The 23962-nt window shown below is 57.6% G+C and carries 28 protein-coding genes; 18 read left to right on the top strand and 10 right to left on the bottom strand.

Annotated elements, in window-relative coordinates; translation table 11 throughout:
- Nucleotides 1–103: 103 nt before the first annotated feature.
- Both JEM67_RS07770 and JEM67_RS07765 read right to left on the bottom strand, forming a co-directional pair.
- Entirely contained in the window at nucleotides 104–976 is an 873-nt protein-coding gene (locus tag JEM67_RS07770; RefSeq protein WP_199635405.1) for an oxygenase MpaB family protein, read from the bottom strand.
- A gap of 49 nt (nucleotides 977–1025) precedes the next feature.
- Entirely contained in the window at nucleotides 1026–1997 is a 972-nt protein-coding gene (locus tag JEM67_RS07765; protein ID WP_199635406.1) for a quinone oxidoreductase family protein, read from the bottom strand.
- A 121-nt stretch (nucleotides 1998–2118) separates the two neighbouring features.
- On the opposite strand from JEM67_RS07765, the gene JEM67_RS07760 reads away from it, so the two are divergent.
- The 5 genes from JEM67_RS07760 (at nucleotide 2119) to JEM67_RS07740 (ending at nucleotide 6396) form a co-directional block, all read left to right on the top strand.
- On the top strand, nucleotides 2119–3009 hold the full coding sequence (locus JEM67_RS07760; RefSeq protein ID WP_199635407.1) for a LysR family transcriptional regulator: 891 nt from the start codon (nucleotides 2119–2121) through the stop codon (nucleotides 3007–3009).
- A gap of 166 nt (nucleotides 3010–3175) precedes the next feature.
- Nucleotides 3176–3619: an acetyltransferase gene (locus JEM67_RS07755; RefSeq protein WP_199635408.1), complete on the top strand. Its 444-nt coding sequence runs from the start codon at nucleotides 3176–3178 to the stop codon at nucleotides 3617–3619.
- A 251-nt stretch (nucleotides 3620–3870) separates the two neighbouring features.
- Entirely contained in the window at nucleotides 3871–4896 is a 1026-nt protein-coding gene (locus tag JEM67_RS07750) for a methionine ABC transporter ATP-binding protein (protein WP_199635409.1), read from the top strand.
- The gene (locus JEM67_RS07745; RefSeq protein WP_013812039.1) at nucleotides 4889–5557 is read left to right on the top strand and encodes a methionine ABC transporter permease; all 669 of its coding nucleotides are present in this window, start codon (nucleotides 4889–4891) and stop codon (nucleotides 5555–5557) included. The genes JEM67_RS07750 and JEM67_RS07745 overlap by 8 nt, the downstream gene beginning before the upstream one ends.
- A gap of 17 nt (nucleotides 5558–5574) precedes the next feature.
- The gene (locus JEM67_RS07740; RefSeq protein WP_370576138.1) at nucleotides 5575–6396 is read left to right on the top strand and encodes a MetQ/NlpA family ABC transporter substrate-binding protein; all 822 of its coding nucleotides are present in this window, start codon (nucleotides 5575–5577) and stop codon (nucleotides 6394–6396) included.
- Nucleotides 6397–6441: 45 nt separating this feature from the next.
- On the opposite strand, the gene JEM67_RS07735 is transcribed toward JEM67_RS07740, so the two are convergent.
- Nucleotides 6442–7086 (bottom strand): TetR/AcrR family transcriptional regulator, encoded by a 645-nt coding sequence (locus JEM67_RS07735; protein WP_013812037.1) that lies wholly within the window; start codon nucleotides 7084–7086, stop codon nucleotides 6442–6444.
- 174 nt (nucleotides 7087–7260) lie between these two features.
- Between JEM67_RS07735 and bhsA (JEM67_RS07730) the strand changes: the two genes are divergently transcribed.
- From bhsA (JEM67_RS07730) to JEM67_RS07710, 5 genes are all read left to right on the top strand, one after another.
- Nucleotides 7261–7518 (top strand): multiple stress resistance protein BhsA, encoded by a 258-nt coding sequence (gene bhsA, locus JEM67_RS07730; protein WP_199635410.1) that lies wholly within the window; start codon nucleotides 7261–7263, stop codon nucleotides 7516–7518.
- 203 nt (nucleotides 7519–7721) lie between these two features.
- Complete coding sequence (gene bhsA, locus JEM67_RS07725; protein WP_199635411.1) at nucleotides 7722–7979, top strand: multiple stress resistance protein BhsA; 258 nt, start codon at nucleotides 7722–7724, stop codon at nucleotides 7977–7979.
- A 113-nt stretch (nucleotides 7980–8092) separates the two neighbouring features.
- A complete protein-coding gene (gene dapF / locus JEM67_RS07720) occupies nucleotides 8093–8965 on the top strand; it encodes a diaminopimelate epimerase (RefSeq protein WP_199635412.1) in 873 nt (290 codons plus the stop codon).
- Between the two features lie 224 nt (nucleotides 8966–9189).
- The gene (gene amyA, locus JEM67_RS07715; RefSeq protein WP_199635413.1) at nucleotides 9190–10680 is read left to right on the top strand and encodes an alpha-amylase; all 1491 of its coding nucleotides are present in this window, start codon (nucleotides 9190–9192) and stop codon (nucleotides 10678–10680) included.
- Between the two features lie 124 nt (nucleotides 10681–10804).
- Nucleotides 10805–11653, top strand: coding sequence for a PA4780 family RIO1-like protein kinase (locus JEM67_RS07710; protein ID WP_004942055.1), 849 nt, complete (start codon nucleotides 10805–10807; stop codon nucleotides 11651–11653).
- A 28-nt stretch (nucleotides 11654–11681) separates the two neighbouring features.
- On the opposite strand, the gene JEM67_RS07705 is transcribed toward JEM67_RS07710, so the two are convergent.
- The gene (locus JEM67_RS07705) at nucleotides 11682–11900 is read right to left on the bottom strand and encodes a DUF7661 family protein (RefSeq protein ID WP_041415988.1); all 219 of its coding nucleotides are present in this window, start codon (nucleotides 11898–11900) and stop codon (nucleotides 11682–11684) included.
- Between the two features lie 68 nt (nucleotides 11901–11968).
- Here JEM67_RS07705 and JEM67_RS07700 point away from each other — a divergent pair, with 68 nt between their 5' ends.
- Nucleotides 11969–12784, top strand: coding sequence for an AraC family transcriptional regulator (locus JEM67_RS07700; RefSeq protein WP_199635414.1), 816 nt, complete (start codon nucleotides 11969–11971; stop codon nucleotides 12782–12784).
- Here JEM67_RS07700 and JEM67_RS07695 read toward each other — a convergent pair.
- Together JEM67_RS07695 and lsrG are read right to left on the bottom strand one after the other, a co-directional pair.
- A complete protein-coding gene (locus tag JEM67_RS07695) occupies nucleotides 12781–13374 on the bottom strand; it encodes a LysE family translocator (protein ID WP_199635415.1) in 594 nt (197 codons plus the stop codon). The two genes, JEM67_RS07700 and JEM67_RS07695, sit on opposite strands and share 4 nt — an antisense overlap.
- A 90-nt stretch (nucleotides 13375–13464) precedes the next feature.
- A complete protein-coding gene (gene lsrG / locus JEM67_RS07690) occupies nucleotides 13465–13758 on the bottom strand; it encodes a (4S)-4-hydroxy-5-phosphonooxypentane-2,3-dione isomerase (protein WP_013812026.1) in 294 nt (97 codons plus the stop codon).
- Nucleotides 13759–13944: 186 nt separating this feature from the next.
- On the opposite strand from lsrG, the gene lsrK reads away from it, so the two are divergent.
- The 7 genes from lsrK (at nucleotide 13945) to JEM67_RS07655 (ending at nucleotide 20038) form a co-directional block, all read left to right on the top strand.
- Nucleotides 13945–15510, top strand: coding sequence for an autoinducer-2 kinase (gene lsrK / locus JEM67_RS07685; protein ID WP_199635416.1), 1566 nt, complete (start codon nucleotides 13945–13947; stop codon nucleotides 15508–15510).
- 234 nt (nucleotides 15511–15744) lie between these two features.
- Nucleotides 15745–16929: an MFS transporter gene (locus JEM67_RS07680; protein ID WP_199635417.1), complete on the top strand. Its 1185-nt coding sequence runs from the start codon at nucleotides 15745–15747 to the stop codon at nucleotides 16927–16929.
- A 60-nt stretch (nucleotides 16930–16989) separates the two neighbouring features.
- On the top strand, nucleotides 16990–17883 hold the full coding sequence (locus JEM67_RS07675) for a LysR family transcriptional regulator (RefSeq protein WP_199635418.1): 894 nt from the start codon (nucleotides 16990–16992) through the stop codon (nucleotides 17881–17883).
- Nucleotides 17884–17935: 52 nt separating this feature from the next.
- Entirely contained in the window at nucleotides 17936–18397 is a 462-nt protein-coding gene (locus JEM67_RS07670) for a GNAT family N-acetyltransferase (protein ID WP_199635419.1), read from the top strand.
- 58 nt (nucleotides 18398–18455) lie between these two features.
- The gene (gene yajD, locus JEM67_RS07665) at nucleotides 18456–18797 is read left to right on the top strand and encodes an HNH nuclease YajD (protein WP_004942039.1); all 342 of its coding nucleotides are present in this window, start codon (nucleotides 18456–18458) and stop codon (nucleotides 18795–18797) included.
- Nucleotides 18798–19109: 312 nt separating this feature from the next.
- The gene (locus JEM67_RS07660; RefSeq protein WP_004942035.1) at nucleotides 19110–19745 is read left to right on the top strand and encodes a division plane positioning ATPase MipZ; all 636 of its coding nucleotides are present in this window, start codon (nucleotides 19110–19112) and stop codon (nucleotides 19743–19745) included.
- Nucleotides 19742–20038: a hypothetical protein gene (locus tag JEM67_RS07655; RefSeq protein ID WP_013812020.1), complete on the top strand. Its 297-nt coding sequence runs from the start codon at nucleotides 19742–19744 to the stop codon at nucleotides 20036–20038. Before JEM67_RS07660 ends, JEM67_RS07655 begins: the two co-directional genes overlap by 4 nt.
- Before the next feature lie 102 nt (nucleotides 20039–20140).
- Here JEM67_RS07655 and JEM67_RS07650 read toward each other — a convergent pair whose 3' ends face one another.
- Genes JEM67_RS07650 through JEM67_RS07635 form a run of 4 tightly spaced genes read right to left on the bottom strand, consistent with a single transcriptional unit; the run spans nucleotide 20141 to nucleotide 23678 of the window.
- Nucleotides 20141–20869 (bottom strand): substrate-binding domain-containing protein, encoded by a 729-nt coding sequence (locus JEM67_RS07650; RefSeq protein WP_199635420.1) that lies wholly within the window; start codon nucleotides 20867–20869, stop codon nucleotides 20141–20143.
- Nucleotides 20862–21641: an ABC transporter ATP-binding protein gene (locus tag JEM67_RS07645; RefSeq protein WP_199635421.1), complete on the bottom strand. Its 780-nt coding sequence runs from the start codon at nucleotides 21639–21641 to the stop codon at nucleotides 20862–20864. Before JEM67_RS07645 ends, JEM67_RS07650 begins: the two co-directional genes overlap by 8 nt.
- Nucleotides 21634–22632: a FecCD family ABC transporter permease gene (locus JEM67_RS07640; protein ID WP_199635422.1), complete on the bottom strand. Its 999-nt coding sequence runs from the start codon at nucleotides 22630–22632 to the stop codon at nucleotides 21634–21636. Before JEM67_RS07640 ends, JEM67_RS07645 begins: the two co-directional genes overlap by 8 nt.
- Nucleotides 22629–23678, bottom strand: coding sequence for an ABC transporter substrate-binding protein (locus tag JEM67_RS07635; RefSeq protein WP_199635423.1), 1050 nt, complete (start codon nucleotides 23676–23678; stop codon nucleotides 22629–22631). Before JEM67_RS07635 ends, JEM67_RS07640 begins: the two co-directional genes overlap by 4 nt.
- Between the last annotated feature and the right edge of the window lie 284 nt (nucleotides 23679–23962).

Below are 23962 nucleotides of genomic sequence, written 5' to 3'. Positions count from 1 at the left end.
GTGCACCCCAGTCACTTAGTTTACTAAGCTCCTGGGGATGAACGGCCTTGCCGCCGAGATGCAACTCCAATTATTTTGGGTATAGCGCTTATGGCGGCGGGGCTTACGCCGGTTTGTTAATTCGCCGTACGGCGCGCTGATAGGACCCGTTGCGCATCGAGGCGCGCAGCACCTTACCGACGCCGCCTACGCCCGCTCTCACCAGGCGCCGCCGCAGCATGCCGGGATAAAAATCAAACTGCTGCTGCGCCCAGGTGGGCAGCAGATCAATACCCGCCTGCATCACCAGCCAACCAAAGGGCCGTGCCAATGCGCTCGGCGCCGGGGCGGCCAGCAGAATGCGCGCCACTTCACGCGTGCGTTCATCGCACACCAGTTGCGGCCGCATCCGTTGCAGATAGTCGGCCACCGCCGCGCAGGAAGTGGGAATATCGCGCGCACCCAGAGCGGCGGCAACGCGGGCCGTCTCCTGGTAATAGCGATCTTGCAGTTCGGGGGAAAGATGCGGGTTGCGGTAGCGCAGGTGGCTCGCCAGGAAACAACTGCTTTCCACCACGTGCACCCAAGTGAGCAGATCGGGATCGCTGGCGGCATAGGGCCTGCCATCGTTGCTGACACCGGTGACATGCAAATGAATGGCCCGCACCTTGGCGATCAGCCGCTCGGCTTCTGCGGTGGGGCCAAAGGTAGTGACGGAGACAAACTGGCTGGTGCGACGCAGGCGGCCAAGCATGTCTTCGCGAAAATTGGAGTGATCCCACACCCCGGCCAACGCCAGCGGGTGCAGCATTTGCAGCAGCAAGGCGCTGACGCCGCCGCACAGCATTGAGGTGAAATCGCAGTGTACCCGCCAGATGACCGACTGCGGACCAAACAGGCCAGGGTCACCCGCCGGGTTTTCGAAATCTATGCCGCCGAGCGCCAGCCCGGTCAGGCCGATCACCTGTTTTTCTATCGCTGCGCGTAGTGCTTCCATCCTGCCTGGCCCCTTTATTATCCGGTGACCAGTGTATCACGCGGCGGTTTTAGTCCTGCTCGTTGAGCAAAACAATCTTGCCGGCAAAGCTGCGATCCTCCAGCCGGCGATGGGCAGCCGCGCCTTCACTCAGCGGGAAAGTCTCGATATGCGGCAGAGTAAATTCACCGTTCTGCCAACTGGCGAACAGCCGTTCTGCCCGCTCGCGGCGCGCCTCGCCGCTATTGAGGTAGGTCCAGAGATCGCCACCCACGACACCTTTGGAATCCATCATCAGGTGATAAGCCGAGATCGCCGGTGCCTCGCCCCCCGCCATGCCGAAAGTCACCACCCGGCCGCCGGGGCGCAACGCGTCAATGCTTTGCTGCAGCGTGATGCCAACCGAATCAAAACCGTACTCGACACCGCCGTCGGTCAACGCGGCGATTTGCGCCACCCAGTCCTGCTGGTAGGTAAAGGCCGCCGTCGCGCCACTCTTAAGTGCAATCTGCTGCTTGTGCGCCGAAGACACCAACGCATAAACCTGCGCGCCACGCGCCACCAGCATCCGGGTCAATATTTGCCCGACGCCGCCGGCCGCCGCATGCACCAACGCACGATCGCCCGCCCGCACCTGCACGCTGTCGTTAATCAGGTACTGCGCCGTCAGCCCCTGCAACAAAATCGAGGCGGCCTCGACGTCACTCAGCGCCTGCGGCAACCGCAGCGCATGATCTACCGGCACGTTGATGCGTGTGGCATGGCAGAAAGGCACGTCGGCAAAGCCAACCCGCTCTCCCACCTGCCAACCGTCAACGCCCTCGCCCACGGCGATAATGGTGCCAACGCCTTCGTAACCGCCGATATGCGGCGGCTTGCCGTGCAGCACATAATTGCCCTTGCGGCGGTAGATATCGGCGAAGTTAAGCCCGGCGGCCCCCATCCGTACCTGCACCGCACCTGCCGGTACCGGTGGCGTCGGCAGCTCAAGGTATTCGAGCACATCTGGCCCGCCAAATCGTTCAAAGGTTAATGCCTGCATGGTGTTACTCCGGGAATTTTTCGCCAATAACGCACTGACGGTCGTTAGCATCCAGTATCCCAGAGCGCTATACTGCCGAAAAGTGGCCCGCAGGGCATTCAGAAAATACCAGAGGTTTATAATGGATCGTTTAACCAGCATGGCGGTGTTTGTGCGGGTGGTGGAAAAAGGCAGCTTTGTCGCCGCCGCCGACGAGATGGCGATTTCCCCCACGATGGTCGGCAAGCATATTCGCTATCTGGAACAGCGGCTGAACGCGCCGTTGCTGAACCGTACCACTCGCAGGCAAGGATTGACCGAGGCCGGTCGGGTCTTCTATGAACGCTGCCGCCGCCTGCTGGCCGATGCCGACGCCGCCGAAGCCAGCGCAAGGGCGCTGTTAAGCTCGCCCAGCGGGCTGTTGCGCATCAGCGCGCCGGTCACCTTCGGTAACCGCGTTTTGACGCCGATCCTTACCGAATTCCTGCAACAACACCCGGACGTAGAAGCGGAGGTGGTGCTGTCGGACCGCAAGGTGGATTTGATTGAAGAAAGATACGAAGCCGCATTTCGCATCGGGCCGGTCGCGGATGACGGCCTGGTGGCGCGCGCCCTGCCCGATTACCGCATGACGCTGGCGGCCTCTCCCGGCTATCTGGCGCAGCATGGCGCCCCAACGCGGCCGGAACAGCTCAGCGAGCACAGTTGCTTTGGCTTTAGTCAGTGGGACGGCAATCATTTTTGGCGGCTGCAAGGCGCTCAGGGGGAAATCAGCGTGCCGGTCAGGCCACGGCTGCGCATGGACTCCGGCGAAGGGGTACGCCGTGCGGCGCTGGCCGGTTTCGGCATTGCGCAGCATGCCGCCATGCTGCTGGATGAGGATATCGCCGCCGGCCGACTGGTGCGCGTGCTGCCGGGCTATTCGCCGCTGCCGCGGCCGATGCATCTGGTCTATCTGCCCGAACGGCGGCAATCGCCCAAACTGGAAGCCTTTATCGCCCTGACCGTCGCCAGATTGTGGGGGCGCGCATAAATGCGCAATCTGGCGGTTGAAACGGACACCGCACTGAATTACATTTTCTGTCCGACTCACTGCAGAGGCGTTTTTGCAGGGCGTTAACCCACGTTAATTCGGCATTAACCCCACAAAACCTCTATCTAATTTTTGTTTTTCTTCAACTTAGATAGCAGAGACTTCGATGATTACCATCAGATCACGCGCGGCGGAAGACAACGCGCAACTGGCAGATATTTGGCAGCGTTCGGTGCGCGCCACCCACCACTTTCTGACCGAAGATAACATTACCCAACTGTTCCCGCTGGTGCTGAACGATTACCTGCCGACGGTCAACGTTTGGGTGGCGGAAGATCGCCCCGGTCACCCTTGCGGCTTTATCGGGCTGAGCGGCAACAAGGTGGAAATGCTGTTTATCGACGCGGAACAGCGCGGCAAAGGGGTCGGCAGAGCGCTGCTGGCGCATGCTGAAACGCTGCACGATGAGCTATTGCTGGACGTTAATGAGCAAAATCCGCAGGCCAGCGGATTTTACCGGCACTACGGTTTTGAAATCACCGGCCGTTCCGCGCTCGACGGCCAAGGCAATCCCTTCCCGCTGCTTCATATGAAGCTCGACAAGCGTTAAATAAAACAAATCGACCAAGGTTTACCTTGGTCGATTTTTTTGTCATCACTTCCTCTCATGATTTGATATACCGAATCAGAATAACTAATAGATTTTACATTCTTCCTGTCACTATAAACCCCCGGTAGGATTGGTCCGTATTCACCAGAAACAGACGTTCCGCCTGTCTTTACCCCCAGAAGCCGACCCCTGTCCGGCGTTATACGCTCCGGGCGGAATGCTGTGATGTATTGATAAGGATTGGCTGTTCTATGATCGTTCTTTCGAACGTTTGCAAAACTTTTGACAGCGCGCAAGGCCGCGTTGTCGCGGTTGATGACGTCAACCTGGCCGTGGAAGCCGGGCAAATCTACGGCATCATCGGCTACAGCGGTGCCGGCAAAAGCACCCTGATCCGCCTGCTTAACGGGTTGGAAACCCCCACCAGCGGCAGTATTGAAGTCGATGGTTTCGATATCGCCCGCGCCAAAGGCCAGCAACTGCGCCAGGCGCGGCTGAAAATCAGCATGGTGTTTCAGCACTTCAACCTGCTGTGGTCACGCACCGTCAGCCAAAATATCGCCTTCTCCATGCAAATCGCCGGCGTGCCCAAGGCGCAAATTAAACAACGGGTGGCGGAGCTGGTCGCGCTGGTTGGCCTGCAGGGCCGTGAGGATGCCTATCCTTCGCAGCTCAGCGGCGGGCAGAAACAGCGCGTCGGCATTGCCCGCGCGTTGGCCAACAACCCTGGCGTGCTGTTGTGTGATGAAGCCACCTCGGCGCTCGATCCTCAGACCACCGATTCGATTCTCGAGCTGCTGCTGGATATCAACCGTAAGCTGAACCTGACCATTGTGCTGATCACCCATGAAATGCACGTGGTACGCAAAATCTGCCACCGCGTGGCGGTGATGGAAAACGGCCGTATCGTCGAGGAAGGCCCGGTGATCGATGTCTTTACCCAACCGCAGCAGCCGATTACCCGGCAGTTCGTTAAACAGGTTTCGCAGTATCAGGAAACCGAAGAGAGCTTCAATCCGTTGCTGGCTCAACATCTGCCTGGGGCCATTTTCAAGCTGACCTTTGTCGGCATGCAAACCCATCAGGCGGTGATTTCCGATGTGATCCAGCGCTACCGGGTGACCATCAACATCCTGCACGGCAAAATCAGCCACACCCTTAACGGGTCGTTCGGCGAGCTGTATATCCACGCGGAAGGCAACGACCTGCAAATCGACAACATGCTGAAATTATTGAAAGAACGAGATATCGCCGTTGAGGTCATCAAACATGATTGAGTCACTGTTCCCTCACCTGCGCATCGATCAGTTACTGAGCGCCACCTGGGAAACCCTGTATATGACCGGCATCGCCGGGCTGGCAACGCTGGTGCTGGGCATTTTGTTGGGAGTGATTCTGTTTCTGACCTCCCGGGGTCAGCTGTTGCAAAACCGCACGGTCTATTCGCTGATTTCGGTGCTGGTCAACGTGTTCCGCTCCATACCCTTCATCATTCTGATCGTGCTGCTGATCCCGTTCACCAAGGCGCTGATCGGCACTATTTTGGGGGCCGACGCCGCCCTGCCGGCGCTGATTGTCGGCGCTGCGCCTTTCTATGCCCGGTTGGTGGAGATTGGTCTGCGCGAGGTGGACAAAGGCGTGATTGAAGCGGCGCGCTCGATGGGCGCCAAAACCGGCACCATTATCTTCCGCGTGCTGCTGCCGGAGTCTTCTCCGGCGCTGGTTTCCGGCATTACCGTCACCCTGATCGCACTGGTGAGCTACACCGCGATGGCCGGGGTGATCGGTGCCGGCGGGCTGGGTAACCTGGCCTATCTGGAAGGGTTTCAACGCAACCACGGTGACGTGACACTGGTGGCGACGCTGACGATTTTATTGATCGTTTTCGTTATCCAGTTCATTGGCGACACCATTACAACAACGCTCGATAAACGATAAATAACTCAGGAATAATGATGATGAAAAAGCAAATGATGATGCTGGCCTTCGCCTCTCTGACCGCGTTGGCGTCCTTTGGTGCGGCGGCGGAAACCAAGCTGGTGGTCGGCGCGTCCAACGTGCCGCATGCCGAGATCCTCGAGCAGGCAAAACCGATTCTGGCAAAGGAAGGCATCGATCTGGTGATCAAGCCTTTCCAGGATTACATTCTGCCGAACACGGCGCTGGCCAGCCACGATATTGACGCCAACTATTTCCAGCACGTGCCGTATCTGAATTCAGTATTGAAGGACCATGCCGGCGATAAGACCTATGACTTCGTCAGCGCCGGCGCCATCCATATCGAGCCGATCGGTATTTATTCCAAGAAGTATAAAAGCCTGAAAGACCTGCCGAACAACGGCAAAATCATCATGCGTGACGCGGTGGCGGAAGAAGGCCGCATTCTGTCCATCTTTGAGAAAGAAGGCGTGATTAAGCTGAAGCCGGGCCTGAGCAAGGTGGATGCGCGCATCACCGACGTGGTGGAAAACCCGAAACACCTGAAATTCCTGGCTAACGTTGAAGGCGCGCTGCTGCCGCAGATGTACAACAATGATGAGGGCGACGCGGTAGTGATTAACGCCAACTACGCCATTGACGCCGGACTGAACCCGACGAAGGATCCGATCGCTATCGAAAGCGGTGAAAATAACCCGTATGCCAACATCATCACCGTGCACAAGGCCGACGTGAACAAGCCGGAGATTGTGGCGCTGGTAAAAGTGTTGCACTCCAAGGCAATTCAGGACTTTATCCGCGAAAAATACAAAGGCGCGGTGATCCCGGTTAACCAGTAATTCAGATCAAGGCCGCAGCGATGCGGCCTTATCCTGACGCCTTCCCTAGACCTTATTCCCCACCTGGCTGAGACGCGGCCAAACCAGCATCAGCGCATCCAGCAGACGCAATAAATCCTCACGGCTTGCCCCTTCGCGCGCCTGCACCGACATGCCTTCAATGGTGCAAATAATGTACTTCGCCAGTAACCCGGTGTCGGTTTTTGCCAGCAACTCGCCCTGCTGCACTTTACGGTCGAAGCAGGCCTTCAGGCTGGTTTCCTGCGAATGGTGTTTTTTACGCAGCATCATGGCGACTTCGTCAGAAGAAGATGACAGCGCGGCGGACGCACACACCATAAAGCAACCGGATGGCGTGTCCGGATCGGTAAACACCTGCGCTGAAGAGCGGACGTAAGCTTCTACGATTTCCGCAATCGGCAGGTCCTGCTCCAACAGTTGATTGGTGCAGGTGGTGTATTTTTGCAGGTAACGTTCCACCGCAGCGCGGAACAGCCCTTCCTTGTTGCCGAACTCGGCGTACAGCGTTGGCGCCTTGGCACCGGTCACCTCAACCAGATCGGCCAGCGACGTGGACTCATAACCGTGCCGCCAGAACAGATCGAGTGCGCTTTCCAACGCACGGTCGCGATCAAACTGCTTCGGTCTGCCACGCGTTTTTTTGGCGCAGACTTCTTCATTGATACTCATAGACCCTCTCTTATCCCACCCCGCAGCAGGGCTTCACAATTAAATTAACGATCATTATAAAAAAATATTGCGCTCCCGTCGAGAAGGGATTAACATTTAGTTATCGATCGTTAAGTAATCTTGACGACAGACATTGAAAACCCAATTCATGCTTCTCGGATAGGAACTAATACCATGAAAAACTTAAAAATCACTCTTGCCGCTCTCGCTCTGGCCTCTGCTTCCTTCGGGAGCTTCGCTGCCGATCTGGTTAACAGCCAACCGACCGATCAGCAAAAATCCGGTGTGATCACCGTCAGTGGCGCTTCCGATATTACCTCACTGGAAACCAGTTTGGCGGAAAAAGCGGACGCAGCCGGTGCGAAATCATTCCGCATCATCGGCGCCGGTGGTGACAACCAGCTGCACGGAACCGCAGTAATCTATCAATAACAATAAGTTAATCGTTATCCGCGGGACCAGTAACGACCATTGCTTCCCCCGCGGGCGACGATGAAAAAACAAATTAATTAACGAACGCTAAAAAATACTTGCAATACGCCGAACCGGCGTCTAACATTAAATTATCGATCGTTAATTAATTTAACGACCTTACCAAACAAACATCGTACAGAATAGAGATAGGAAATAAGACCATGAAAAACCTGAAAATGACCCTCGCCGCCATCGCACTGGCTTCTGTTTCTTTCGGCAGCTTTGCCGCCGAACTGGTTAATACTCAACCGGCAGAACTGCAAAAAACCGGCGTGATCACCGTCAGCGGGGCTTCCGACTTGACCAGCCTGGAAAACAAACTGGCTGCCAAAGCGGATGAAGCCGGCGCCAAATCCTTCCAGATCATCTCAACCGCCGGCGACAACAAACTGCACGGTACTGCGATCATCTACAATTAATGGCTGAATCAGCCGTTGAGCAAAGAGGCGGCTTATGCCGCCTTTTGTTTTATTCCCCGCCAAAAATCTGTTGTAAGCTGTGGTTTCCTCCTACCGCTAACCTGACAAACGCCATGACTCCTCTGCTGTTCCATAAATATCACGGGCTGGGTAATGATTACCTGGTGTGCCACCATTCGGTCGCTGCACGGCTGAGCAACGAGCAAATCCGCATACTGTGCCATCCCCATTACGGCATAGGTTCAGACGGCTTGCTGATCGACAGCGGCGACAGCATCAATCCCAGGCTACGCATCATTAACCCGGACGGCTCGGAAGCCGAGAAAAGCGGTAACGGCCTGCGCATTTATGCCCGTTACCTGTTTGATCTCGGCCGCGTCGGTCACCTGCCGTTTCTGGTACACACCGCCGGTGGCGACGTGCAGTGCCGGGTCGATGAAGATAAACACCAGATCCGCGTGGATATGGGGCGTGCCAATTTCAATCCGGCAGCGCTGCCGGCGCTTATCGACTTGCCCGAAGCGCTCAACTATCCGCTGGCGCTGGCGGAGGAAACCCTTAGCGTATCGCTGGTATCGATGGGTAACCCGCACTGCGTGGTGCCGGTGACTCGGCTTGATCTGGCGCAAGTCCACCGGTTGGGGCCACAGATAGAAAATCACCCGCTGTTTCCCAAACGAACCAACGTGCAACTGGTGGAAGTGATAGATCGCCACACGCTGCGTATCGGTATTTGGGAGCGTGGCGCCGGTTTTACCCTGGCCTCCGGCAGCAGCAGCTGCGCGGCCGCCAGCGTCATGCGCAAGTTGAATCGGGTCGATGACAACGTCAGCGTTCAGATGCCGGGCGGCCAGTTGCAGATTAGCTTCAGCGGGGATTTTCACGTCCGCATGCGCGGGCCGGTGCATAAAATCGCCAGTCTGACGTTGGACGAAGACTGCTTTATTGGCGGTGAAGGCACCCTGAGTCAGGGTGAGAAATGCTAATATTCAAAAGGGTAGTCAGCGAATAAAAATAATGAATCCTTGCCGGTGCTGCCGCCGGTGAATCTTTAACAGTATGTCAAGGCCAGGAATACCCTGCTTGCCACCGCCACACGGCTGCCCGCATTGAATTTTCCCTTTTGCCAAAAATAGCCCATGATAAAAGAGGATATGGCGGGAACAAGGCCAATCCCTCACCTCTTTCTGGCTAACCGGGATGCTGGTTCATGACGAAAAAAACCACGCTGCTGCAATTTTTTCATTGGTATTACCCCGATGGGGGTAAGCTATGGCAGGAAGCCGCCGAACGTGCACCGCACATTGCCGGACTGGGCATCACCGATCTGTGGTTGCCCCCCGCCTATAAGGGTGCTTCCGGCGGTTATTCGGTGGGTTACGACAGTTATGATCTGTTCGATCTGGGCGAGTTCGATCAAAAAGGCAGCCGCGCCACCAAATACGGTGATAAAGAGGCGCTGACCCATGCCGCCGCCACGTTGCGCGACAACGGCGTGCGGGTGATTTACGACGTGGTGTTCAACCATAAGCTCGGCGCCGACGAGAAAGAACAGGTCCACGTGTACCGGGCGGACGTCAACAACCGCAACAATATCCACGATCAGGGCTTCGACGCGCTGGCTTATACGCGTTTTACTTTCCCCGGCCGCCAGGGTGCCTACTCCCAATTTATTTGGGACTATAAATGTTTTGGCGGGGTCGATTACATTGAACAGCCGGATGAAAAAGGCGTGTTCAAAATCGACAATGACTACGGCGACGACGGCTGGAACGATCAGGTCGGCGGCGAGAAAGGCAATTACGATTACCTGATGGGCGCCGACGTGGAGTTTCGTAACTCGGCGGTGGCGGAAGAGCTGAAGTTCTGGGCCCGCTGGCTGATGGAAACCCTGCCGTGCGACGGGTTCCGGCTGGACGCAGCCAAACACATTCCAGCCTGGTTCTTTAAGGAATGGGCGGACCATGTGCGCGACGCCGCACAGCGCGACCTGTTTATCGTCGCGGAATACTGGTCGCACGATCTGGCAGCGTTACGGCAGTATATTGACCTGGTGGACGGCAAAGTGATGCTGTTCGACGTGGCGTTGCACCTGAAGTTTCATCAGGCCTCGAAGCAGGGCGACGGATTCGACATGGCGCAGATGTTTACCGACACCCTGACTGCCGCCGATCCGGCGCACTCGGTCACGCTGGTCGCCAACCACGATACTCAGCCGCTGCAGTCGCTGGAAGCTCCGGTCGAACCTTGGTTTAAACCCTTGGCCTACGCCCTGATCCTGCTGCGCGAACAGGGTGTGCCCTGCGTGTTTTATCCTGACCTGTATGGCGCCAGTTATAAAGACAAAGGCGGCGACGGCAATGAATACCAGATTGATATGCCGGTGATCCCCGAGCTGGAAAAATTGATCCAGGCGCGTCAACACTTTGCCAACGGCGTGCAAACCGATTATTTTAACGATAGAAACTGTGTGGCCTTCAGCCGCAGCGGCACCGCCGATACCCCCGGCTGCGTAGTGGTGCTCACCAATGGTGCCGAAAACGGCAAAGCGGTTTCTCTGGGCGCGGAGTTGGCGCATAAAACCTGGCGCGATCTGCTCGGCAACCGTCAGGATGAAGTCACCACCGACGATCAGGGGAACGCCACTTTCCCGGTAAACGGCGGCAGCGTCAGCGTCTGGGTGCTGGCCGAAAACCTGTAGCAAGACCGCCGTCGCGGCGATGAGTCACCCCGGCGGCAAAACTAATTTTTGTCTTTCAGGTCTAAATTGCGGTATCACCTAAGCAAACCATTCACACAGGAGCCTAAATAGGGTACAAGGCTGCATGAAAATTCCAAAACGACTCCAGCCATTGGTAGATGATGGTTTAATCGACGACGTCATCCGCCGTTTAAAGAGTGGCAAAGAAGCCGACGTCTTTATCGTGCGCTGTGGCGAAGAGATCCGCTGCGCCAAAGTCTACAAAGAAGCAGACAAACGTAACTTCAAGCAGGCCGTCAATTACCAGGAAGGCCGTAAAGTGCGTAACAGCCGCGATGCCCGCGCCATGAGCAAAGGCTCCAAATTCGGCCGCCAGCAGCAGGAAGAAGCCTGGCAGAACACCGAGGTCGATGCGCTGTACCTGCTCGCCAAAGCGGGCGTACGCGTGCCTCAGCCGGATATTTGCCTGGATGGCGTGCTGTTGATGGAACTGATTACCGACGAAGAAGGCCTGGTTGCGCCACGCCTGAGCGATGTGAGCCTGACGCAGGAACAGGCGTTGGCCGATCACGCGGTGATGATGAACTACGCGGTGCGTATGCTGTGCGCCGGGTTGGTGCATGGCGATCTGTCGGAGTTCAACGTGCTGATGGACAAAAATGGGCCGGTGATTATCGATCTGCCGCAGGTGGTGGACGCCGCCGCCAATAATCACGCCAAGAGCATGTTCGAGCGCGATATCAACAATATGTCGAATTTTTACGGTCAATACGCGCCGGAACTGCTCAACAGTAAATACGCCAAAGAGATCTGGGCGCTGTATCAGGAAGGCAATCTGACACCGGAAAGCGTGCTGACCGGGAAGTTCGTGGAAAGCAGCAAGCGCGCCGATGTCGGTTCAGTACTGGAGGAAATCCAGGCAGCCAGCGAAGAACATCAGCGCCAGTTGATGGCCCGCAACGAAGAAGATTAATCTGCGTCCCGGTCATTCGGCCGGGGGCTTATTCAATCCTGACAACGTCAGGGTACCTTTCGGTCGCCGCTTCATGATAAATATCCCCCAGATAGCCGGCAATATCGGCCTCGCTCAACGCCTCAGGCAGCACGATGTCGTAACTGCGCGCGTATTTGCGCTCCGGCAACGTCACGCGGAACAATTGCCACTCTTCCCCCACCCGCTTGACGCCCATCAGGCGGCCGAACACATTAAAAATCATCATCCGCATTCCCTCCCTCACGCGTTTTACGCTATAACAAACTAGCCCCGCCGTATTGAAAAGGAAAGATCATGAGCGTTAATGCACCGCAGTTCTGGCGCGACCCGCAGTTGCCCTTTGTGGAGGCCCGCGCCATCGCGGATGGCCGCAAGGTCTGTTATGCCCTGCACAGCCATGAAATCTTTTCCATCGGCACCATCACCGACGGCACCAGCATTTATATTAACGGTCGCCGGCAGTTGCAGGTCAACACCGGCGACGTGGTGATTATCAACCCGCAGCAGGTCCACGCCTGCAACCCTATCGGCGACCAGCGTTGGTCATACGTCATGTTTTATATCGATGCCGCCTGGCTGGGCGAGCTGCAACGGGAGATAGCCGGCGGCGACGGCGATTTTATCCCATTCAAAGAAGTGCTCAGCCGCGATCCGCAGCTGTTCAGCGGCCTGAACCGGCTTTATGGACTCTTGATTGACCCGCAATGCGACCACTTGGAAAAACACATTGCCCTGGTGGAGTATTTCACCGATCTGCAAATCCGGTTGGGCGAAGCGCAACCACCCACCATTGTCGCCCACCCCAGACTGGAAGCCGCGGCAACCTTTATCAGCCAACATTGCACCCAACCGCTGACGCTGGAGGCGATCTGCCAGGCGGCGGCGTTGTCGCCTTCCTATCTGATCCGCGCCTTCAAGCAGCATTACGGCATAACGCCGCACGCCTATCTGGTGAATCGCCGTATCCAGTTCGGCCACCGATTGCTAAAACGCGGTTACCCTATCGCCGCAGCCGCCAGCGAAAGCGGCTTTGCCGATCAGGCGCACTTCCAGCGCACGTTCAAACAGTTGCTGGCTGCTACCCCCGGCCAGTATCAAAACCCGCGTTAAACGCCGTCGGCCAACAGATAACAGGCGCTGGCCGCCAGCAGCAGCGCCATCAGCCGATTAAAACGCTGCACATTGCGGGCTCGCTGCAACAAACCGGTCAGCATCGTGCCGGCGTAGGCCCAGCAGGCCACCGAGGCGTAACAGATAACGCCATAAATCACCGCGAACTGCCACAGCAGCAGCCTGTCACCGTCGGCGACAAACGCCCCCAGGCTGGCCACCGACGCCAGCCAGGCTTTGGGATTCAACCACTGCATTAGCGCGCCGTACCAGAATGACGGCGCCTGCCACTGCTGGCCGTTGCCCAGCCGCCCGTCATCAAAGGCCAGTTGATAGGCCATAAACAGCAAGAATGCGACGCCCGCCCACTGGATGACCTTCGTCAACACCGGCCACAGGGTCAACAGTTGGTGCAATCCAAGACCAATCAGGATCAACAGCAGGGTAAACCCCAGCGTGGCGCCAAGCACATGCCGCAGGGTAGCGTTAAAACCGAACTGCGCCCCGGCGCTCAGGGCAAGGATATTGACCGGGCCGGGGGTGATGGAAGCGGCCAGCGCAAATGCGGCCATGGAAAAGTAAATATTCATGATTACAAGCACCTGAGAAAAAGTTCGCAGATGCCAGATTGCCGCTCAGGGGCAGCAAAGTATTGAACAGAATTACCCTGATGCAGCCGACTAAGCCGGCATCAGGCCGATAAAGGTGGTTTTCTTGCGTGGCCCGGTCATCAACGCCTCCAGTTTTTCCACGCATTGCAGATAGTGCGGGGTCTTTTTATGGGCGGCAACCGCCTGCTCATCCTTATAAGCTTCATAGATGTAAAACCGCGTCGGGACGTTTTCATCCTGCAGCACGTCAAAGCGCAGGTTACCCGGCTCTTCGATCGCCCCCAGATGGTTGGCGCGGAAAACCTCAATAAACTCGTCGATTTTGTCCTGCTTAACGTTAATTTCTACCAAAGTGACGTGCATGGTGGCTCCTTGTTTAACCTTGAAATCACTGTTCTTTCAAACCATAGGTTTATTCCCCCCGATTTACCCTGCGCGGCGGCAATTTTGCAGCACAGCTCACAAATCCCGCCGCCCCCACGTGTTGCTCACGCGAAGGCGCGAACCCGGCATCTATAGTTAAGATCCAAACCCCAGAGAGTGTGAACTATGGATAACTATTTGATGGCGCTGGATGCAGGCACCGGCAGCGTTCGCGCGGTAATCTTCGATCTGGCGGGCAATCAGATCGCACAGGGCCAGGCTGAGTGGAGGCATCTGGCGGTGTCTGGGGTACCCGGCTCAATGGAGTTTGATTTAACCCACAACTGGCAATTGACCTGCCAGTGCATCCGGCAGGCGTTGCAAAACGCAGGCCTGACTGGCCAGGCTATCCGTTCTGTAGCCTGCTGCTCAATGCGCGAAGGCATAGTGCTGTACGATCGTAACGGCGTACCCATTTGGGCCTGCGCCAATGTGGATGCGCGTGCCAGCCATGAAGTCAGCGAGCTCAAAGAACTGCATAACCATCATTTCGAAAGCGAGGTGTACCAATATTCCGGCCAAACGCTGGCGTTGAGCGCCATGCCGCGCCTGCTGTGGCTGGCCCACCACCGGCCGGACATCTATCGGCAGGCGGCGACACTGACCATGATCAGCGACTGGCTGGCGAATATGCTGAGCGGCGAACTGGCGGTTGATCCTTCCAACGCCGGCACTACCGGCATGCTGGATTTGGTCAGCCGCGACTGGCGACCGGCGCTGCTCGATATGGCCGGGCTACGCGCCGATATTCTGTCACCGGTGAAAGAGACCGGCAGCCCGCTGGGGCAGGTTACCGCAGCGGCGGCAGAGCAAAGCGGCCTGCTGCGCGGCACGCCGGTGGTGATGGGCGGCGGCGACGTTCAACTGGGCAGCCTGGGGCTGGGGGTGGTGCATGCCGGGCAAACGGCGGTATTGGGCGGCACCTTCTGGCAGCAAATCGTCAATCTGCCGGAGCCGGCCACCGATCCGGACATGAACATCCGCATCAACCCGCACGTGATCCCCGGCATGGCACAGGCGGAATCCATCAGCTTCTTCACTGGGTTGACCATGCGCTGGTTCCGCGACGCCTTCTGCGCCGAGGAAAAACTGATGGCGGAACGGCTGGGCGTAGATGCTTACAGCCTGTTGGAGGAGATGGCAGCGCGGGTGCCGCCGGGTGCCTACGGGGTGATGCCGATATTTTCCGACGCCATGCACTTCAAAACCTGGTATCACGCCGCGCCGTCGTTTATCAATATGTCGCTCGACCCGGAACGCTGCAATAAGCAAACTCTGTTCCGCGCGCTGGAAGAGAACGCCGCCATTGTTTCCGCCTGCAATCTGGAGCAGATCGCCAGCTTCTCGGGCGTACAGGCGCACTCACTGGTGTTCGCCGGCGGCGGTTCGAAGGGCAAATTGTGGAGCCAGATCCTGAGCGATGTCACCGGCCTGACCGTTCGCGTGCCGGTGGTGAAAGAAGCCACCGCGCTGGGCTGCGCGATTGCCGCCGGCGTCGGCGCCGGGTTGTATGAATCGCTGGCGGCCACCGGTGAAAAACTGGTGCGCTGGGAGCGTGAATATCAGCCGGATAGCGCCAATCATGAACTCTATCGACAGCAGAAACACACCTGGCAGCAGATCTACGCCGATCAGCTCACGCTGGTGGACCACGGCCTGACCACCTCAATGTGGAAAGCGCCGGGGTTGTGACGTCTCTGGGCGCAGTCTGCTGCGCCCGCCGCATAAGCTTATGCCCATTGAGCATTTAACCTGCCGTTCTGCAGCAACCCGCCGTTTTGCTTGCCCCGCATGATTATTCCCCCTCAGAAACAGTGTAACTACGGTAAACGGATTTATCCGCCGTCAATGCCTGCGTAAATTGTGATCTCTGTCACTCCGCGCCTTACCGCGCGGTGTACGCACTCACCTGAGACGAGCGGTACTATGCTGAATAATAAAGATAAACCTGCATCATCACCCTGGCTGGCGATTTTCTCGCTGACGGTCGCCTGCTTTGTGATGGTCACCACCGAGTTCCTGCCGATCGGCCTCCTGACCAATATCGCACCGTCGCTGGACGTCAGCACCGGCAAGGCGGGCCTGATGGTTACCGTGCCCGGCATCGTGGCGGCGATAGCCGCGCCCGCGCTGAGTCTGGCGGCCGGCCGGCTCGATCGTCGCCTGCTGATGCTGGCGTTGAGTTTGTTGCTGGTGGTGTCCAATCTGGTTTCGGCGCTGGCGGTTAACTTCCCGATGATGCTGCTCGGTCGCGTGCTGCTGGGTGTCTGCGTCGGCGGTTTCTGGGCCTTCGCCGCCAACTACGGCCGTCATCTGGTGCCGGAAGCCAGCCAGGGCCGCGCCACCGCGCTGATCCTGAGCGGTATTTCGGTCGGTGCGGTATGTGGCGTGCCCGCGGGCGCGCTGATTGGCGACCTGTTCGGCTGGCGCGCCGCTTTCTTTGGCAGCGCGGTGCTGGCGGTGGGTGTGCTTTTGGCGCAGTTGCGCCTGCTGACATCGGTGCCGCCCACCCGGCCGGTCACCCCGCGTGATCTGCTGCTGCCGCTGCGTTTGCCGATGGCGCGCACCGGGTTGATTGCCATCGTCCTGCTGTTTATCGGCCATTTTGCCGCCTACACCTACCTGAAACCGCTGCTGCAACAGGTGTTTGTCCTCAGCCCGTCGGCAATTTCATTGCAACTTCTGGCCTACGGTGCCATCGGCCTGCTCGGCACCTTCCTCGGTGAACGGCTGGCGGAGCGCAGCCTGCGCGCCACCTTTATCCTGATCGCCGCCATGCTGGCCGCTATCCTGATCGTTTCGCCGTTCCTCAGCGGCATTGCTGGCGCCACGCTGATGGTGATGGTTTGGGGGTTGGCGTTCGGCGCCGTGCCGGTTTGCGCCACTAACTGGATGTTTGCGGCGGTACCACAGGCACCAGAGGCCGGCCAGGCGCTGCTGGTCTGCGTGATCCAGATTGCACTGGCCTCCGGTGCGCTGCTGGGCGGGGAAGTGGTCGACTGGCAGGGCGTCAGCAGCGCCATGCTGTTCGGCGGCACCCTCACCCTTTCCGCCGCGCTGGTGTTCGGCTTGACCTTGCGTTCCGGCATGATTGGCGCTAAACAGTCATAATCATTGTCTATCCACAGAAACACCCCGGTCCTCCGACCGGGGTTTTGCACTGAGAGCGTTATGGATCATCATTTACTCGCCATCCGGGTGTTTAACCGCGTGGTGGAAACCGGCGGATTCACCCGCGCGGCAGACTCGCTGCGGATGCCCAAGGCCACCGTCACCAAGCTGATCCAGAACCTGGAAGATCACCTGCAGACCAAGCTGTTCCAACGCACCACCCGCAGCGTGTCTGTCACTCCTGAGGGCGAGTGTTATTACCAGCGCACGGTAAAGTGGCTGGCGGAACTGGAGCAGATGGAAGGCTGCATGACCGAATCCCAAAGCGCGCCGCAGGGCGTGTTGCGCGTTGATGCCGGCGGTTCTACAGCGCGCCAGCTGCTGGTGCCGGTGCTGCCGGATTTCATCGCGCGTTATCCGCAGATTCAGATTGATTTGGGCGTCGGCGACCGCTTGATCGATCTTATCAACGACAGCGCCGACTGCGTGATCCGCAGCGGCCCGCTGGCCGATTCCAGCCTGATTGCCCGCCGCCTGTTCGAGCTGGAATGGGTGACCTGCGCCACGCCGGCCTATCTGGCGCGTTACGGCACGCCGAAGCACCCCTGCGATCTGGAGCTGGGCTACCCGTTGGCGCACTATCGCCATGCGCTGAACGATCGCATTCAGCCGCTGCACTTTGTTGACCAGGGCAAAGAGATCGACATCCAGCACCGCTATCATGTCAGCGTCAACGAGAGCAACGCGCTGCTGGCCGCCGCGCTGGCTGGCCTGGGCATCATCCAGACCTTCCGCTTTATGGCGCAACCGCACCTGGACAACGGCGAACTGGTCAGCCTGCTGCACGACTGGCAACCGCCATCCGAACAAATGTACGTGGTGTATCCCTCCAACCGCCATCTTAGCGCCAAGCTGCGGGTGTTTATCGACTGGGCGGTGGAGGCCTTTAAATAGCCGGCAACTGCGGCTATAGTTGTGCATTCTCTGGGCAACAAGAACTTAAATCATGCGTATCGAACGACTTTCCGCACACCGCCAGCGCATTGGCGAACTGGCTGCTTTGCTGCATCAGGAGTGGCGTGATTTCTCGCCGTGGAGCAGCCACGAGAAAATCAGCCAACGCTTTGAACAACGCTGTGAACCGCAGCATTCCGGCATGACGTTGCTGGCGTTGTCACCGCAACAACACATCCTCGGCACGGCTAGCCTGGTCATTTACGATCTGGCAGATAAACCGGAGCGCAAATTCTGGCTGGGCGAAGTGTTCACCCATCCGCAACACCGCGGTTTGGGCATCGCACGCCGTCTGATCGACCAGTGCATTACCCACTGCAAACAGAAAAATATCGCCGAACTGTATCTCTACACGCCGGACCAACAGTCGCTGTATCAAAAATTGGGTTGGCAATCGGTGGAGCAACGCCAGGTTTCCGGCGAAGAAGTGACGGTGATGTGTCGCACGCTGTAACCCGGCGCATTGTGATAGTATTGAACGTAATATTGTTATCATTCTACAGGCACTCACCATGGCATATATTCCCAAAAACTACGCAAGGCTGGAGACCGGCTACCGCGAAAAAGCGCTGAAAATTTTCCCGTGGGTCTGTGGGCGCTGCTCGCGCGAATTCGTTTACTCCAACCTGCGCGAGCTGACGGTTCACCATATCGATCACGACCACAGCAACAACCCGGAAGATGGCAGCAACTGGGAAATGTTGTGCCTGTACTGCCACGACCACGAACACTCCAAGTACACCGAAGCAGACCAATATGGCTCAACGGTGATCGCCGGTGAAGACGCGCAAAAAGACGTCGGCGTAGCGACCCATAATCCGTTCGCCAACCTGAAATCGATGTTGAAAAAGTAATGCCGCCGCTGCGGATGCGCACTGTCGCATCCGCAAAAACAATTAAGCTAGCAACTTATTAAGCTAATAAAAAACCAAAAAACCTTCCCTTCTTCCATTTCCCAGAGCATTCCTACTTACCCACTTGATAAGTTACCAGCAAAATAAGCTGCAAAGTTAACAGCATACTGGCTTGGCAAGCAGCCACCGTTGGTGCATATTGTCCACAAGTTGTTCTTGTTAACCTGTTTAATTATCAACCTAATAAGCACACTAACTTAATAAGCTATTAGCTTAATTAGTTGGCAGCTTGATAACTTGAGAGATGGCAGCATGATTGTTTTGATTGGCTCGCAAAAAGGTGGCGTAGGAAAATCGACCAAGGCGGTCAATATCGCCGGATATCTGATCCTCAAACAGGGGAAAACCGCCATCATCGTCGATGCTGACGATCAGAAATCAATCATGACCTGGTATAACGATCGCCAGAATGTGGAGGGCCTGCCGCATATCCCGGTGGTCGCCGCCTCGGGTAAAATCAAAGAGACCCTGCTGGAATTGGATCGTCATTACGACTATGTGATTGTCGATACCGCCGGCCGCGACAGCGCCGAACTGCGCTCCGGCCTGCTGGCGGCCGATCTGTTCCTCTCGCCGTTGCGCCCGTCGCAGATGGATCTCGACACCATCGGTTATCTGTCGGAAATGTTTTCTACCGCGCAGGAATATAACGAGAAGGTGAAAGGCTACATCGTGCTGAACATGTGCCCGACCAATATCTTTATTAACGAAGCCAACGAAGCGGCGCAGGTGCTGAGCGAATACCCGGAATTTACCCTGGTCAGCAACCGCTTGTGCGATCGCAAGATTTATCGCGATGCCTGGGGTGAGGCGATCACCGTGCACGAGGCGCACAACGCCAAGGCGCAGGCGGAAATCGAAAACCTGGTGAAAGAGGTGATCCTGTGAAAAAGCGCACTCCAACCCACCGCATGTCGGAAGACGAGTTTATCAATAGCGCCACCTCCCATACCCTGATTGCTCCCATTGCCGAAGCCAAACCCCAGGGCCGTAAACGCACCTACAAGGCGATTTCGGTCAGCCTGACCGACAACCACGTCGACGCCATCGATGAAATCATTGTGCAGGCGGCACGCAATGGCGTGGTACGCATTACCCGTTCCGACATCATCAAGCTGGCCATTGACGGGCTGGCCGAAAAGAGCGAAGAACATCTGCTGCAACTGCTGAAAAAACTGTAATTAGCCTCACAGCCTGCCAGCTTAATAAGTTGGCAGGCTAACAATAAGGGCGTTACAACCTGTTGCCGGCAACCGCGCACTGATACAAGCTCCTGCTGCGCCTCAGCCCTGTCGCACGGCAAGAAACCCCTGCTCCCGCAGTATCGCCTGCCCCTGCTCCACCAGAATAAACTCAGCCAAGGGTTGCGCCTGCGGGGCCAACAGGCACAGGCCGTAATCGGCTTCAATCACCAGAGGCGTCGGCAACTGCCGCACCGCTAACTCGGGATAGCGCGCCAATGCGCCGCCATAGCTGGCGTAACCGAGAAAGATATCCGCCTGCCCGCTGTTAATCAGATACTCCGCCGCTAACCGATCCTGTGGAACAGGCGCCGAACCTGCACCGCCCACCAGCGCCAACGCTCTGCTTCGCAGTGCTTCTCCTTGTCCCGGCATGACCCCTTCAAGGCGATCAAACAGCTGCTGCGCATAGTCGCCGGAAGGATCGGCCCCCGGCGTCGAAGTGGCCACTCGCCAACGCGAGTCCAGCAGTACGTCGAGTAACGGCGGTTCGGTTAGTTCGGCTACGTTGCGCACCGTGGCGCACAGCCGATTACGGGCGAAAGGCTCTACCCGTTGCGTCAGCCGCAAGTCCACCAAGCGCTGCGGATGCGCCAGATTGGCGGAGGCAAAAATATGCGGCGACTCTCCCTTCTCGATACGCTGGCGTAGCAGCCCCGCCGGGCCGAATACCGTTTCCACTGTGCAATCGCTCTGCGCCTGAAACGCCGTCAGCAAAGGGCCAAATGCCCCCTTCAGACTGCCGGCGGCAAACAGCAAAATGTTATTCATTCCGATGCTCCCCTTGGCTGCGAAAGAGCGGTACCAGCGTTTCAAACCGCCGGCCGTTGACCTGCAACGTCACCCGCTCAATGGCGACATCAAACAGGGGCGACAGGCTCTCCGCCGTCAATACCCCGGCACAGGTGCCGATTCGCTGCTGCCCCGCAATCCCCAACAGCAAGGCGCGATCGGCCACCGCATGGGCATGGTTGGGTTGATGGGTAGAAAATATCACCGCCATCTGTCTCTCACGCGCCAGGCGCGAGATCAGGCTCAGCACCCGGTCCTGATGGTGGAGATCCAACGCGGACGTCGGTTCATCCAGCATCAGCACCTCGCTGCACATCGCCAATGCGCGGGCAATCAGCACCAATTGTCGCTGGCCGCCGGACAAACTGCCGAATTCACGATCGGCAAAGCTCAGCATATCCAGCGACTGCAATGCCTCTTTTGCCAGCCGGTGATCCTGCGCCGAAGGTGAGCGAAACAAGCCCACGTAGCGTGCTCGCCCCATCAACACGATATCCAGTACCCGGTAAGCAAAGGGAGCAGTGAAATGCTGCGGCACAAAACCGATGCCGCCGCGGCATTCAACGGTGCCCTGCTGCAACGGCAAGGTACCGAGCAGCAGTTGCATCAAGGTACTTTTTCCGCATCCGTTAGGGCCCAATACCGCCAACACCTCGCCGCACTGCAACCGCAAATTCAGTTGGTCAAACAAAGGCGGTTGGCCAGGCCAGCTAAAGCTCAGGTCATTAACCCTCAGTAAGGATTCAGCCATGCCAGCCCCTCAATTGCGCGCGACGCAACATCAAAGCAAACAGCGGCGCGCCGATCAGCGCGGTCAGTATGCCCAACGGAATTTCGCTGCTGCTCAGGGTGCGTGCCAGATCGTCGATCAACACCATATACAGAGCGCCCAGGCACATCGAGGCGGGTAATAAGCGACGATGATCCGGGCCGACCAGCAGCCGGGCGACATGCGGGATCACCAAACCCACCCAGCCGATGCTGCCGCTGACGGCGACCTGCGCGGCGACAATCGCGGCACATAACGTCAGAATCAGCCAGCGAGTATGCTCGACGTTGATGCCCAGCGCGGCGGCATCTTCATCTCCCAGCGATAACAGATTGATACGCCAGCGCAATGCCAACAACAGACCGCCGGCCAACAGCAACGGCAGGAACAGCATCCGCAGTTTCTGCTCGTCGGCAGTGGCGAAGCTGCCCAGCAGCCAGAACACGATGCTCGGCAGTTTCTCTTCGGTATCGGCCAGATATTGCAGCAGGCTGACGCAGGCGGAGAAAAAACCGCTGAGGATCACCCCGGCCAGCACCAGGGACAAAATATTGCGCCGGGCGATGGCGCTGGTAATGGCGAAGATCAGCAGCAACGCCGCCATGCCGAACACAAAGGCGGATAACAGCAGCGCCACCAGTGGCAGGCTGAGCAAAATAGCCAAGGTGCCGCCAAATGCCGCACCGGAAGAGACGCCAATGATATGCGGATCCACCAGCGGGTTGCGGAACACACCCTGCAGCGCGGCACCGCACAGGGCTAACGACGCCCCGGCGCCCATCGCCAACAGTACCCTGGGCAAGCGCACCCCAAGAATGACCTGCCGCTGCACCGCATCCGTTCCCACGTGCGGACCGGTGAATGGCTCAAGCAGGATCATCAGGCTGTGAGCCGCAGTCACCTGATAGCGGCCGATGCCCAACGACAACAGTGCGCAAAGCAGTGTCAGCAAGATCAGCCAACCCAGCCTCATTGCTCACTCTGGCAGCAGCTGCTGCGGTAATACTGTCGGTAGTAAGCATCTACCCGCTGTTGCAGATTAACGTCGCTGAAACGCTGCGGATAAAGCTTTTTCGCCATCCATAATTCACCCAACGCCAGGGCTTCCGGCATCGGATAACCCCAGGCTTTGGCGTATTCCGGCATCAGGTAGACACGCTGATGCTTCACCGCGTCGATCGCCTGCCACTGCGGCGAGCGGAGGATCTGTTGCACCACCTCAGGATAACGTTCCTGAACGAAAATCACCGCTGGGTTCCACCTCAGCACGTCCTCGATCGACACCTGTTTGAACCCCTGAATATCCTTCGCTGCGACGTTCAGTGCGCCGGCATGCTGCATCATAAGCCCGGTATATTTCCCCGAACCGTAGGTGGTCAAGTCCGGGTTGGCCATATAAACCCGCACCCGCTGGTCTTCCGGCAGGTCGCGCAACCGGTCGGCCACCAGCGTCCGCTGCTGAAACACGTCCTGGATCAGCGCCTCGGCCTGTGGCTGGCGGCCCATCACCGCGCCAATCAGGCGAATGCCGTCCTGCAGCCCAAGGGTATAAGCCCGATCTTCATCATTCAGCACCGGGTTCATTTTGCCGGCCTGACTGGCCGCTTCACGACGCAGAGATACCGCCACCACCGGAATGCCGGCCCGTTCGATTTGCGCGATCATCTCCGGTGGAGCGTAATTGGCGGCAAACACCACCTGCGGATGCAGGCCGAGCAGGCTTTCAATATTTACCGAGGTGAGATCGCCCGGCATCGGCATTTTCACCAAGCTGGGCGCCAGCCGCTGATAGTTCGGCCCCAGCTGTTTTTTCCAACTGCTGAGTACCCCCACCACCTGCGGCATAGCGTCGAGCTGTACCAGCAAATTCAGCGTTTGGTGTTGCAGCACCACCGCACGGGTGATGGTATCGGGCAAAGTCACCTTTCTGTTGAGCTGGTCGGTAACCTGGCGATCCGCCAGCGCGACGGACGAGAACAGGATGAAAACAAGCAGCACGCGCGGGAAACGTTTGAGCATGAGGGGTTCCGGTTAACTATCGTTATATACAAAATGATATAGCGATAGTCGTAGCGAAACAATCGGCGGGATCAAACACGCGCGTAATCTTGTCCCGCAACTGAAGTGGAATATCTCGGCCCTTAGCCCGCTAACGCTCGCCCATTTCCTACTTGCCCCAACAAAGCGGAGGCCTCACCCAAGGCTTTCCACGCACTGTCATCCGGATGAAACATTATGCCGTTAGAGTTATCGTGGCCGTTGAAAAGCGCCGAGAGGACGTTGCCCTTACCCCCACCACAGTC

The sequence above is a fragment of the Serratia sp. PAMC26656 genome (assembly GCF_016469055.2).
Lineage (GTDB): Bacteria > Pseudomonadota > Gammaproteobacteria > Enterobacterales > Enterobacteriaceae > Serratia > Serratia plymuthica.
Note: the sequence above shows the minus strand (reverse complement) of the source record. Positions and strands in the feature narration are given on the sequence as shown.